The sequence below is a fragment of the Streptococcus sp. WM07 genome, from assembly GCF_004570525.1.
Taxonomy (GTDB): domain Bacteria; phylum Bacillota; class Bacilli; order Lactobacillales; family Streptococcaceae; genus Streptococcus.
Genome location: NZ_SPPZ01000014.1, coordinates 1 through 12,841, shown reverse-complemented (window position 1 = coordinate 12,841; position 12,841 = coordinate 1). Strand labels below are relative to the sequence as shown.

The following is a 12,841-nucleotide window of genomic DNA, read 5'->3' as shown; positions in this document are numbered from 1 at the left end:
ATGAAACTTCAATTTAAGGAACAACAATTTCAGCTAGATGCGGTTTCTGCGGTAGTGGATGTGTTTGAGGGGCAACCGCTTCATGAGGGGCTCCAGTATATGATGGATCAAGGACTTAGTGCTTTAGGTGATGAGGCTCCTTTGGATGTTTTAGGGTTTCGGAATGTGCCCATTAAACTTTCAGAGTCTGTGATTCGGGACCAGGTTCGGATCAAGCAGGCGCGGTTTGGTTTGTGGCCGTCTGAGGAGCTATCGGTTTCGCGGATTGAGGGGAGTCCTTCTTATAACTTGAGTGTGGAGATGGAGACGGGAACTGGGAAGACATATACCTATATTCGCACGATTATGGAATTGAATAAGCGTTACGGATGGCTCAAATTTATCATTGTAGTACCGAGTGTGGCGATTCGGGAGGGAGTGCTCAAGTCTTTCCAAATGATGGAGGAGCATTTCCAAATGGAGTATGGGAAGAAGCCTCGCTATTTTGTCTACGATTCAAAGCGTTTGCGAGATTTGGATACTTTTGCCAATTCATCTAATATTCAAGTGATGATTATCAACTCGCAGGCTTTTAATGCTAGTGGTAAGGATGCCCGTCGGATTCGGATGGAACAGGAGAGTTTTCGCTGGCGCAAGCCTATTGATGTTTTGGCAGCGACTAACCCGATTCTGATTATCGATGAACCGCAGTCGGTTGAGGGGGCTAAGACCAAGAAGAGATTGGCAGATTTTAAACCGCTCTTTACTCTTCGTTATTCGGCAACGCATAGAGACAAGCATGATATGGTCTATCGTTTGGATGCTCTGGATGCTTACAATCAGAAGTTAGTTAAAAAGATTGCAGTTAAGACGGTAGAGCAGTCAGCGACAACTGGAACCCAGGGCTATCTCTATCTCCAAGAATTGGTGCTTCAAAAATCAGGAGGTCCTAAGGCTCGGATTGAGTTTGAAGTACGAACCAAGTCAGGGGCTATTAAACGGGTGACGCGCTTGGTGGAGGAACCCTTTGCCTTGTTTGAAGAGTCAGGGGAGTTACCAGCTTACCAGGATGGCTGGACCTTGAGTCATTTTGATGCGCGTGAGGGTGAGAATTCCATTCAGATTGGAGCTAGTCGCAAGCTTTACGTCGGAGAAGTGATTGGCGAAACCAATGAAGAGGATTTGCGGAGAATCCAGATTCGGGAGACGATTGCCAGTCATTTGCAGAAGGAAAGACTTCTTTATAAACGTGGAATTAAGGTTTTATCTCTTTTCTTTATTGATGAGGTAGCCAAGTATAAGCAATATGATGAAGGGAATCAAGCCTTTAATGGGACTTACGCTGATGTTTTTGAGGAGGAGTATCGAACTCAGGTTGAGGCGCTCTTGGAGGATCCTGATCTTCATGGGACTCCTTATTGGCATTATTTGAATCAATTTCAAGAGGGGCAAGGAGTTCATGCCGGATACTTTGCGGCGGATAAAAAGAAAAAGTCTGGTCAAATTTGGTTCGTGGATAAGGTCAATACTAGCAATGAAACTGAGGCCTATGACTTGATTATGAAGGACAAAGAACGACTCTTGTCTTTTGAAGAGCCGGTCCGTTTTATCTTTTCCCATTCAGCACTCAAGGAGGGCTGGGATAATCCCAATGTGTTTCAAATCTGTACCTTGAAAAATACGGGAACGGAAACGGAGAAGCGACAAAAAATTGGTCGTGGAATGCGTTTGGCAGTCGATCAGCAAGGGGTTCGTCAGGACAAGGAACTTCTGGGAGAGGATATATACAACATTAACAAACTCACAGTTATTGCCAATGAATCTTATGAAGAATTTGCCAAGAGTCTTCAGAGGGAACTGAAAAAAGATCTGAAAGATCGTCCAAGTAAGGTTGATGCGAGCTTGTTTGCAGGAAGAATTCTTCAGTCGTCTTCAGGCCAAGAACTGTCACTTTCATCCGAGGATGCTGATGAGCTGGTTTATCTACTCCGAAGTCAAGAAGTTATTGACAAGAAAGGCCAGTTGACTGAAACTTACCTAAGTGCAGGCAAGGAGGCAAGTCTTTCTCTGTCTGAGGAATTTGCGGGCTATGAAACAGCTATTCAAGAATTGCTTCAAAGTGTCTACACCGAAGGTTCTTATGTGATTGAATCTGAAAATGATACGGAAGTGGTCTTTGCCAAGCAACTGAATGCGGATAATTATGAGAGTCAGGAATTTAAAAAATTATGGGCCAAGATTCATCATAAGTCTGTCTACATGGTTGATTTTGACGATCAAGAATTGATTGACAAGGCTGTGGCTGCTCTGAATGCGGATTTACAGGTGCCCAAACCTTCTTATCAAATCATCGAAGCTGAGGCAGCTCAAATGACGGTTGAGGAAGGATATGACTTTCAGGTTATTAAGGATGGCAAGCGGTCTGAGTACGTGGATAAGCCATCTATCGAAATAACCTATGATTTACTGGGTGAAATTGCGAATCGGACAGAGCTCAAGCGACGGACCATTGCTGAGATTCTAAGTAAAATGGCGCCCTATAAGTTTGAGTGGTTCTCCTATAATCCGGAAAGCTTTATTCGAAAAACCAGTCAAATTATTACGGAACAAAAAGCTAGTCGAATGATTGAACATTTGCAATACCATATCTTGGATGAAACCTATGATACTATGATTTTTACAGATAATCCTCTGACTGGGAAAATCTCTGATGATAATATGATAGAATCTGAGAAGGGAATCTATAACTATGTGAAGGTGGATTCTGATGTTGAAAAAAACTTTGCTTTGGAATTGGATCAGAACCAAGAAGTTCGAGTTTACAGCAAGCTTCCGAGTGCTTTTAGGATTTCGACTCCTTTAGGTGACTACAATCCTGATTGGGCTATTGCCTTTAGAGATGGAAGTGTCAAACATGTTTATTTTGTAGCTGAAACAAAAGGAGATATATCTAGTCTCCAACTCAAAGGAGCTGAGAAAGCAAAAATTGAGTGTGCAAAAAAACATTTCCAAGCCCTCCGTGAACGTGGAATTACAGGCCAAGAGGAGATTTATGGGGTGGTTAGTGATTATAAGGAATTATTGGAGATTATAAGAGATTAGACTAGAAACGAAGTCTTTGATAAAATGAAACTAAGGTATTTACTTCGATTAGTTTTACGGACTTTCTAGGAGGTACTCAACATGATTCAGAAAGTTGAACGATTGATTTCAGAAATTAATCGTATTCACAAAGAATATTCAATTGATTATTTTGAAACGGGCAAGGTTCAAAAGGTAAATCTCAAACATACCTTTTCTAAGGTTCCAACTTCAGCAATTTTGGCTTATCGTTTAAATCTACATGAGTCTATTAATGATTACTTAATGAAAGCGAATCTTCAAGATATCGCCTATGTTTACCGTGTGAAAACCTCTGAAAGCATTCTTGATAAAATCGATTGCTTTTCTGAACGTAAGGAAGGCTACCCTGTTAACTCAATCTTGAATGATATTTTTGGTGCTCGGGTGATAGTAACGTCGGAGGAGATCACTCAGGTGATGGAACGCTTAGATGAGTGGAAAGATGCCTTTGGTTTAAAAAATTGGTATCTCCGTGATAAGGACGGATATATCGGAATTCATGTTTATTTTAAAAATAAGAGTAATTTTTACTATCCTTGGGAACTTCAGATATGGGATGCCAAGGATGTCGATGGAAATATTCAAAGTCACAGGCTTTATAAGAGAGGGTTTGTTGATTTTAAAGGATAACAAAGAAAACAGAGGACGGAAAAATACTTTCCCCCTCTGCTTTTTAGATTATTTCCAAGAGCGTACTTTTATTCCAAATATTGCCTTTGTTGAACTGACTTATAGGAGTTGGGCAGGTGCAAACCGCTGGATTTTATGGTTGCATCTGTGATAAAAAATTGCTTAAAAACCGCTCATTTTCTCTTACAAAAAATGAGCGGTTTTTTTACCCTTGTTTTCAAGTAGTATTAGGGGAGAGTTTTCCCTGCTGCGAGGTAGATTTCATACCATTCTTTTCGGCTAAGTGTGATTTCAGAGGCTTGAGCGGCTTCTAGGATTCGTTGGGGTTGTGTTGTGCCAATGATAGCTTGCATGTTTGTGGGGTAGCGAAGGACCCAGGCGATGGCAATAGCAGAAGGAGTGGTTTGGTATTGTTGGGCTAATCGATTGAGGACTTGGTTGAGTTTTTCAAATGTCTGGTCTCCGATAAACACGCCTTGGAAGTAGCCATGTTGTAGGACTGACCAGGCTTGAATCACCATGTCATTAGCTCTAGCATATTCAAAAATACTTGTTGTTCCAGAGTTGGAGATGTTTTTTTCCATGTTCACATGAAATCCTGCATCGAATTCTGGAGCAAAGGCAGCACTAAGTTGGAGCTGGTTGATCATGAGTGGTTGGGAAACCGCTGTTTTCAGGAGTTCAATCATCATCGGATTTTGATTGGAGACTCCAAAATGACGAACCTTGCCTGTTTTTTCTAAGTGATCAAAAGCTTCCGCAACTTCTTCTGGTTCCATCAGAACATCTGGTCGGTGGAGTAGGAGGCTATCCAACTGGTCGATGTGTAGTCGTTGGAGGATTCCTTCTACGGAATTGAGAATGTGTTCTTTGGAGAAGTCAAAGTAGGTGAATTCTTCGATACGGATGCCGCATTTGGATTGAATCCACATTTGCTCTCTAAGGTCGGGTCTGTTTTTCAAAATCTGTCCAAGTATTTCTTCGGAGCGACCACCTCCATAGATATCTGCTAGGTCAAAGGTATTGATTCCGACGGATAGGGCTGTTTCAATCAATTCTTCGACTTGAGAAGGGGACAGGTTTTTGATACGCATTAAGCCAAGTACAATACTGGATAATTTAGTTTTATCTTGGCCGAATTCAAAGGTTTTCATAGTATTAATCCTTTCGATTTTCTTGAAAAGCGATTTCATTATATACGGATTTAGGAATAAAGTAAAGGCTCTTTGAGAGGGGATTCCTCTTGCATACTTCCGGAAAAGCCCGGTTTTCTTTTGTTACAGAAAAAATCCTCAGGCTTCAAAGCTTGAGGATTTTCATGTTATTCTGATTGAATCTCAATTTTTTTAAGGACGACATCTTCTTTGGGTTTATCCTTGTCATCGGTTTCAACGGCTGCAATCTGATCAACAATGTCCATACCTGCTATGACTTGGCCGAAGACGGTGTAAGATCCATCTAGGTTGGGATTGCCACCGTTTTTGTAGGCTTGGATGATTTTACTGTGGTAGGTTGTTGGATCTAGTCTGCCAGAGATATCTTGGTTGTTTTGGTTGATAAAGAATTGACTACCGTTGGTATCGGCTCCAGCATTGGCCATGGAGACGGCCCCTCGAAGATTGTAGAGATAAGGGCTGATTTCATTGGCAAAGCCTGTGCCGGGGTCTTTTTCGCTGTCTTTGCCGGCCCAGATGGATTCGCCTCCGCTACCGTCTCCTTTAGGATCACCAGTTTGGATCATAAAGTCTTTGATAACCCGGTGAAAGGTGAGACCGTCGTAATAGCCTTCTTTGGCGTGAGTTAGGAAATTTTCCACTGCTAAGGGTGCATATTCAGGGAAGAGTTTGATGGTGATGTCTCCCTGGCTGGTTTTGAGGATGACGACGGGTTCCTTTTTGGCAGTTTTTTTATTTAGTTGTGGGAATTCAGCCTCTGGATTTTTGAGGACTTCCTGAAGTTGAGCGCTCAGGCTTAATTCTTGTTTGGGCTGGTTGTTATAGATGGTGAATGCTAAGGCTGCTGCACTAATCAGTAGGACAAGAGTCAGTAGTTTTTTCATGATCGGATTCCTTTCACTTTCTTTGCTCATTATAGCGAATGGAGAGAAGAGATTCAAGCCTTAAAGGGTCATTATATGGTATACTGAGAAAGAACGGAGGAAAAGACAATGATTGAATCTCTGGGCCAAGTCATGGTCTATGTGAAAGATATTGACGCAGCTGCCAAGTTTTGGAAAGAACAGGTTGGTTTTGAATTGGTAGAACGTCAGGAAAATATGGGCATGGTGTCCTATTTAGTGGCTCCTAAGAAGGATAGCCAAGTGAAGATTGTCCTTCAGGACAAGGCTAAGGTGGCTGAATTGAGTCCTGAATTGGATTTAGGCACACCGTCTTTTTTGATGGAATCTACTAATTTGGAAGAAACTTACCAATATATGCTAGATATGGGCGTATTGGTTATGCCTATTGTAGACCTAGGTTTTATGCGGGTCTTTAATTTTTCAGATTTAGAAGAAAATTATTTTGCAATTCGTGAGGTAAAACATGATTAAAGGAATTGAAGTTTATTTAGTGACAGATGGAAATGGCCAAGAGGCTGTTGAGTTTTACAAGGGCGTGTTAGGTGCTGAGCTTAGAAGCTTGACACTCTGGGGTGACGCGATTCCTGACGTTCCAGAAGAGCATAAGGATTTAGTCTTGAATGCGCAATTGGTGGTAGACGGTATTCGTCTGCAAATCTCTGACGAAAGTCCAGAATATGCCTACAATCCAGGTCGTAACGTAGTTCCCACAATTATTGTAGATTCTGTGGAGGCGGCTCAAAAGCTTTATGATGCGCTGAAAGAAGAAGCTCAAGAAGTGACACTTGAATTACAGGAAACCTTCTGGTCGCCTGCCTACGCTAACTTGATTGATAAATACGGTATTAACTGGCAAATTTCTACAGAAGTTGAGGCTTAAGATGGTTAGTCTGAGTGAACGCTATGCGGACTATCCGGTTCAGCCCTTTATCTCGGAGCAACAAGCCCAAGACCATGCTAGTGGTAAGGTCGCCCCGGCGGTACCTCGAAAGAATATGGAGCCCTTGGAGGGAGATGTTCTGGCTGGTGATGTCATTTTGCTCTGGCGGATTGCCTTGGGAACTTTCACGACGGAGTCTGTTTTCCCTAAGTATTTTGAATACACCTATGGGATTGATGCCCCGCGTCATTTGGAAGGTTTAGTAGACCGAGACTTGGTTCGCAAGCAGAGTGCGCGTGAATCCTTAGCTCATATTAATGTGGGACAGAAGAAAGCGATTCTGAAAAATCAAGGTGTCAAAGGGTTCTCTAAAATGAAAGCGGCTGAATTAGATCAGGCACTTCTGAGCCAGGTAGAGGAAAGTACCTTGGAAGCTAGTTTTGATATTCGTGGTTATGTCTTGACACCAGAGGGTCAAGTCTTGTTTGAGCAACATCCTCAGGTATTGGATCGTCACCCTAAGAAAATGTAGGAGAAGTGAGCTCAGGATGAAAAAGAAATTTTATAAGTTTATGGTTTGGGTCCTAATTTTGGGAGTCGGATTTTGGTTAGGCTATCAATTGGGAGCGATGATTGCTCATCTTCCGGCCTATTCGCTGTTTGAGGCTGGATTTGTAAATTTCTTTTTCATCTACCTCCTTTTATTTTTGCTTTTTATTGTGGTCATCTTTATTCATGAATTGGGGCACTATATTGGTGGTCGCTTATCTGGGTATCGTCTGATTTCCTTTCGTGTGGGAAGTTGGATCTTAGTTCGCTGGGATGAAGGTTTGTTTTGGAAACGATATACCCTTCATGGTACGTTGGGACAATGTTTGATGGTGCCGCCAGGTTCAGATTATAATCAAGTTCCGGTTCTTCTCTACAATCTTGGTGGACCTTTGATCAATATCCTGTTTGCCCCTTTGATTTTTCTGGGGCTAAAGATGGCCCCTTCATGGTGGAGCTTTTCCCTCTTCTTATTTGGAGGGCTCAATTTACTATTCTTCCTAATCAATGGAATCCCTTTAAAAGGGAAAATCATTTCTAATGATGGGATGAATGCTTGGGAATTATATCGTAGCTCTGTTGCACGAGAGGCTTTTGTCAAGCAGTTGATGGTGACAGAAGGACTAACTAGAGGCCGTCGGTTTAAAGATTTACCGGAAGAATTGTTTTATTTGAAGAGTCTAGTTGAAGAGGAGACCTCTTTTGTTTCGATGATGAACTACTATTGGGCTTCTTACCTTCTGGATAAAGGAGTTTATAGGGAAGGAAGAGAGGTTTTAAATAAACTAGTTCTTCGGCAGGAAACTCTGCCAGGTCTCCTGAAAATCTTTAGCCGATTATCCTTACTATCTCTAGAACTCTTCGAAAATCCTAGTGAGGTTGATCTATCTATTTTAGAAGAAAAAGAAACTAAGCAAGTGCTAAAAGCTATGAAGGATTATCCGTCTATACTTTCGATCCAGTATGGCATTGCCCGTCTTTGCAATCAGGATCAAGCAGAGGCGGACGCTATTCGTAAGCGACTTGAGAAAGTGCTCCAGACCTATCCGATTAAAGCTGAGATTGAGATGGTGTTGGAGGATGTGGATATGGTTGACCGAATTGCGGCTGGTGAAGATGTTGCGAACCTATTTTCATAAAGTAAAAACTCAAGGAAACAGAGATTTTCTTGAGTTTTTGTAAAAGTGTGGTAGAATAGCTTATATTTATATTTTTAGGAGAAAAAACTCATGGAAGATCCTAGCAGTCAGAATCTGGTGTTTCAGATTGTATTGCTTTTTGTTTTGACCTTTTTAAATGCCTTTTTTTCAGCTTCTGAGATGGCTATGGTGTCTTTGAATCGGTCTCGTGTGGAGCAGAAGGCAGAGGAAGGTGATCGGGCTTATCAACGTCTATTAGCGATTTTAGAAGAGCCGAATCATTTTCTATCTACAATTCAAGTAGGGATTACCCTTATCAACATCTTAGCCGGGGCTAGTTTAGCAGACACTCTGGGAAAGATGATTGCAGCATGGTTGGGAGGAAGTGAGACGGCTTATGCAGCAGGTAGTTTTCTAGCAGTAGCACTTTTGACCTATATTTCGATTGTTCTTGGGGAACTTTATCCTAAGCGGATAGCCTTAAACTTGAAGGAATCTTTAGCTGTGCGGACGGCGCCTGTGATTCTTTTCTTGGGAAAAATTGTTAGCCCCTTTGTTTGGTTGTTATCAGCCTCAACAAATCTTCTCAGTCGTCTGACGCCGATGGAGTTTGATGATGCAGATGAAAAAATGACACGGGATGAGATCGAATACATGCTCTTGAAAAGTGAGGAGAGCTTGGATGCGGAAGAATTGGAGATGCTTCAGGGGGTCTTTACTCTTGATGAATTGATGGCGCGTGAATTGATGGTGCCGCGGACGGATGCCTTCATGGTGGATATTAAAAATCCAAGTGAGGAAAATATTCAAGCCATTTTAAAACAAAACTTCTCACGGATTCCTGTTTACGAAGATGATAAGGACAATGTGATCGGAATCTTGCATACCAAGCGGATTTTGACCGAGGCTTTCACTTCTGGTTTTGAAAATCTGCCATTACAGAGAATTTTGCAGGAACCGTTATTTGTACCGGAAACCATGTTTGTAGATGATCTGTTGACTTCTTTACGCAATACGCAAAATCAGATGGCAATTTTACTGGATGAATATGGTGGAGTAGCGGGGCTGGTTACCTTAGAAGATCTGTTGGAAGAAATTGTTGGAGAGATTGAAGACGAGACAGATAAGGCTGAACTTGCAGTTCGTGAATTGACGGATGGAAGCTATATTGTCCTTGGTGCTATGACCTTGAATGATTTCAATGAACATTTTGATGTTATGTTGGAAAGTGATGATGTGGATACCATTGCTGGTTACTACATCACTACCCTGGGAAGTATACCGACAGAGGCGGAACGCCTTTCCATTGACTTGGAGTCAAATGGCTATCGTTTGACCATGAGCAATGATAAAGTGAAAAAAGGTCGGGTAACTAAACTTCGTCTTCACATTGAAAAAATAGAAGAAGAGGTAGACGTGGAAGAAGTTCCTTCCAAGTAGAAGAAAAGGCTGGGTTCACCCAGCCTTTTCATGTGTAATCATGAAAAGGCAAGACATTTTTCAAAAAAAGTGCTATACTAAATAGTGTAAAACGCTTACAGGAGGGCAGCCATGGGACAAGTCGTTGATTATGGTCAGGTAACAGGATATGTGCATTCAACCGAGAGTTTCGGAGCCGTCGATGGGCCGGGGATTCGGTTTATTATTTTCTTGCAGGGATGTAAGATGCGCTGCCAATACTGTCACAATCCGGATACTTGGGCTTTTGAGAATGAGCAGGCTCAGACGCGTACAGTAGATGATATCCTGGCAGAAGCACTTCGCTATAAGGGTTATTGGGGTAAGAATGGTGGGATTACCGTTAGCGGTGGAGAAGCCCTCCTGCAAATTGACTTTTTGATTGCTCTTTTTACCAAAGCAAAAGAACTGGGAATCCATACAACCTTAGACACTTGTGCCCTACCTTTCCGGAATAAGCCTGAGTATTTAGAAGTTTTTGATCGCTTGATGGAGGTAACTGATTTGGTGTTACTGGATATCAAGGAAATCAATGATGAGCGGCATAAATTTGTTACTAGTCAAAGTAATAGAAACATTCTGGATTGTGCTCGCTACTTATCTGATAAAGGAATTCCTGTTTGGATTCGTCATGTATTGGTACCTGGTTTGACTGATCGAGATGATGATTTGAAAGAATTGGGTGAATTTATTAAAACCCTTAAGAATGTGGATAAATTCGAGATTCTTCCTTACCATACAATGGGTGAATTTAAGTGGGAAAAATTGGGAATTGACTATCCTCTAAAAGGTGTGAAACCGCCAACTAAAGAGCGGGTTGAGAATGCCAAGAAGTTGATGGAGACTGAATCCTATCAGGACTATCTCAAGCGAGTGCAAAAGGGTTAATTTCTAATATTGTCACTTGGTAGAAGAGCCTGCTTTGTGTTAAAATGGTAAGTGAAAATAGGAAAAGAGGTAGAATCATGTCAAAAATCTTGGTTTTTGGTCATCAAAACCCTGATACAGATGCCATTGCATCATCATATGCTTACGCTTACTTGGCTAACCAAGCTCATGGCTTGGAGACAGAAGCGGTTATTTTGGGACAGCCAAATGAAGAAACTCGCTTTGTTCTAGACTATTTTGGAATTGAAACACCACGTGAAATCCAATCCCTTTCTAATGAGGGGGTTGAGCAGGTTATCTTGACGGACCACAATGAATTCCAACAATCTGCGGAAGGAATCCGCGATGTTGAAGTATTCGGAGTTGTGGATCACCACCGTGTGGCTAACTTTGAAACTGCGAATCCATTGTTTATGCGTCTTGAACCTGTTGGATCTGCATCTTCGATTGTCTACCGTATGTTTAAAGAAAATCAAGTTTCAGTGCCAAAAGAAATTGCAGGCTTGATGCTTTCTGGTTTGATTTCAGATACTCTTTTGTTGAAATCTCCAACAACACACGCAACGGATATTCCATTGGCAGCAGAATTGGCTGAGCTTGCCGGGGTTGAGCTAGAAACTTATGGACTTGAAATGTTAAAAGCAGGTACCAATCTCTCTAGCAAATCTGCAGCAGATTTAATTGATATTGATGCTAAGAGCTTTGAATTGAGTGGTAACACTGTTCGCGTAGCTCAAGTGAATACCGTTGATATTTCTGAAATTTTAGAACGTCAGGAAGAAATTGAAGCAGCTATGCAGGCTGCGATGGCAGCAGAAGGTTACTCTGACTTTGTTTTGATGATTACAGATATTGTCAATTCCAATTCTGAAATTTTGACATTGGGTGCTAATCCAGATAAGGTTGAAGCAGCATTTGGTTTCAAATTAGAAAACAATCACGCCTTCTTACCTGGTGCTGTGTCTCGTAAAAAACAAGTTGTTCCGCAACTGACAACTGCTTTTGCTAATTAAATGTGAGGAAGGTGGGTCTAATGTTGATCTGCCTTCTTTCCTACTCAAAAAATATAAAGGGTCTGTATGAAATCATTTGGCAAAGTTTTTAAACAATTCCGGCAGTCTCGCGGCCTGTCCTTGCGTTCAATCTCAAATGAGGAATTATCGGTTTCCCAGCTGTCTCGTTTTGAAAATGAGCAGTCTGATTTGACTATCTCAAAATTTAAAATTGCCTTAGATGAGATTAACATGCCCATGTCAGAGTTTATGTATGCAGTTCAAGACTTTAAGCGAGACGAATTACAAGAGTTACTGTATAAAATGGACATCTATGTTCTTCGAAACGATGTTGTCAGCATGCGCCATCTTTTGGCTTCTAGACCTGTCAAACCACGCTTACGCCGCTTATTTCATGAACTCAATACGATTATTATTAAAATCAAGCTAGAGGAAATGACGGGGGAATCGGTTGTATCTGAGCATGATTTAAATGTATTGACCGATTATTTAATTGGAGTGGAGTATTGGGGTTACTATGAACTCTTACTCTTTATGCACTCGATGCATCGTTTCCGACATACCCTCTTTATGACCTTGTCTAAAGAGATGATTTCACGTTCGGAATTTTATAAGGAATTGCCTATCAATCGGCGAATGATGAATTATTTGGTTTTAGAGGCTTTTGTTCTTTCCAGTGAACGCCAGGAGTTGATTGATGCCCAATATTACCGAAAATTTATTCAGAATAATCACTTTGAAGAGAGAGATATTTTTGAACGAATGGTGATTCAATATGCGGAAGGGATGTTTGAATTCTTTTTCCATGATGAGCGTAAAGGTCTGATGGAAATGGAAAAAGTGATTCAGACTTTCCGTGAACTGGGGAGCATTCATTTAGCTCAGTCTTATGAGAATCGGGTCAAAGCAGCTCAGAAAATCAAAGAGAGTAAAAATTAGATGTAAAAAAGGAACCGCAGTTTGGTTCCTTTTTTACAGTACGACGGGCATGTCGTACATCTGAGGTGTAAGTCCTCTGTGGGCACCTGCTACCGGTGAACCCAATAGCGAATCCCAAGCCTGACTATCGTGAGGTAGCGGGGAGAGGAAGGGATAGCGAAAT

At 41.5% G+C, this 12,841-nt stretch carries 12 protein-coding genes; 10 read left to right on the top strand and 2 right to left on the bottom strand.

Annotated features, from left to right (window positions below; all coding sequences use genetic code 11):
* The gene (locus E4T71_RS02960) at window positions 1-3,081 is read left to right on the top strand and encodes a type III restriction-modification system endonuclease (protein ID WP_135036620.1); all 3,081 of its coding nucleotides are present in this window, start codon (window positions 1-3) and stop codon (window positions 3,079-3,081) included.
* A gap of 81 nt (window positions 3,082-3,162) precedes the next feature.
* Window positions 3,163-3,732: a GTP pyrophosphokinase gene (locus E4T71_RS02955; RefSeq protein WP_135036617.1), complete on the top strand. Its 570-nt coding sequence runs from the start codon at window positions 3,163-3,165 to the stop codon at window positions 3,730-3,732.
* Between the two features lie 227 nt (window positions 3,733-3,959).
* Here E4T71_RS02955 and E4T71_RS02950 read toward each other — a convergent pair whose 3' ends face one another.
* A complete protein-coding gene (locus tag E4T71_RS02950; protein WP_135036614.1) occupies window positions 3,960-4,886 on the bottom strand; it encodes an aldo/keto reductase family oxidoreductase in 927 nt (308 codons plus the stop codon).
* A gap of 167 nt (window positions 4,887-5,053) precedes the next feature.
* Window positions 5,054-5,791 carry a peptidylprolyl isomerase gene (locus tag E4T71_RS02945; protein ID WP_135036611.1) on the bottom strand — a complete coding sequence of 246 codons (738 nt, stop codon included), beginning with the start codon at window positions 5,789-5,791 and terminating at the stop codon, window positions 5,054-5,056.
* A gap of 108 nt (window positions 5,792-5,899) precedes the next feature.
* On the opposite strand from E4T71_RS02945, the gene E4T71_RS02940 reads away from it, so the two are divergent.
* The 8 genes from E4T71_RS02940 to E4T71_RS02905 all read left to right on the top strand — a co-directional run bounded on the left by E4T71_RS02940 (window position 5,900) and on the right by E4T71_RS02905 (window position 12,678).
* Window positions 5,900-6,283, top strand: coding sequence for a VOC family protein (locus E4T71_RS02940; protein WP_135036608.1), 384 nt, complete (start codon window positions 5,900-5,902; stop codon window positions 6,281-6,283).
* A complete protein-coding gene (locus E4T71_RS02935) occupies window positions 6,276-6,692 on the top strand; it encodes a VOC family protein (RefSeq protein ID WP_135036605.1) in 417 nt (138 codons plus the stop codon). Before E4T71_RS02940 ends, E4T71_RS02935 begins: the two co-directional genes overlap by 8 nt.
* Before the next feature lies 1 nt (window position 6,693).
* Window positions 6,694-7,224 (top strand): hypothetical protein, encoded by a 531-nt coding sequence (locus tag E4T71_RS02930; RefSeq protein ID WP_135036603.1) that lies wholly within the window; start codon window positions 6,694-6,696, stop codon window positions 7,222-7,224.
* A gap of 16 nt (window positions 7,225-7,240) precedes the next feature.
* Entirely contained in the window at window positions 7,241-8,380 is a 1,140-nt protein-coding gene (locus E4T71_RS02925) for a site-2 protease family protein (protein WP_135036601.1), read from the top strand.
* 90 nt (window positions 8,381-8,470) lie between these two features.
* A complete protein-coding gene (locus E4T71_RS02920) occupies window positions 8,471-9,820 on the top strand; it encodes a hemolysin family protein (RefSeq protein ID WP_135036598.1) in 1,350 nt (449 codons plus the stop codon).
* A 111-nt stretch (window positions 9,821-9,931) separates the two neighbouring features.
* On the top strand, window positions 9,932-10,726 hold the full coding sequence (pflA, locus tag E4T71_RS02915; RefSeq protein WP_135036595.1) for a pyruvate formate-lyase-activating protein: 795 nt from the start codon (window positions 9,932-9,934) through the stop codon (window positions 10,724-10,726).
* A 77-nt stretch (window positions 10,727-10,803) separates the two neighbouring features.
* On the top strand, window positions 10,804-11,739 hold the full coding sequence (locus E4T71_RS02910) for a manganese-dependent inorganic pyrophosphatase (protein ID WP_135036592.1): 936 nt from the start codon (window positions 10,804-10,806) through the stop codon (window positions 11,737-11,739).
* A 66-nt stretch (window positions 11,740-11,805) separates the two neighbouring features.
* On the top strand, window positions 11,806-12,678 hold the full coding sequence (locus E4T71_RS02905) for an Rgg/GadR/MutR family transcriptional regulator (RefSeq protein ID WP_135036589.1): 873 nt from the start codon (window positions 11,806-11,808) through the stop codon (window positions 12,676-12,678).
* The last annotated feature ends 163 nt before the right edge of the window (window positions 12,679-12,841 follow it).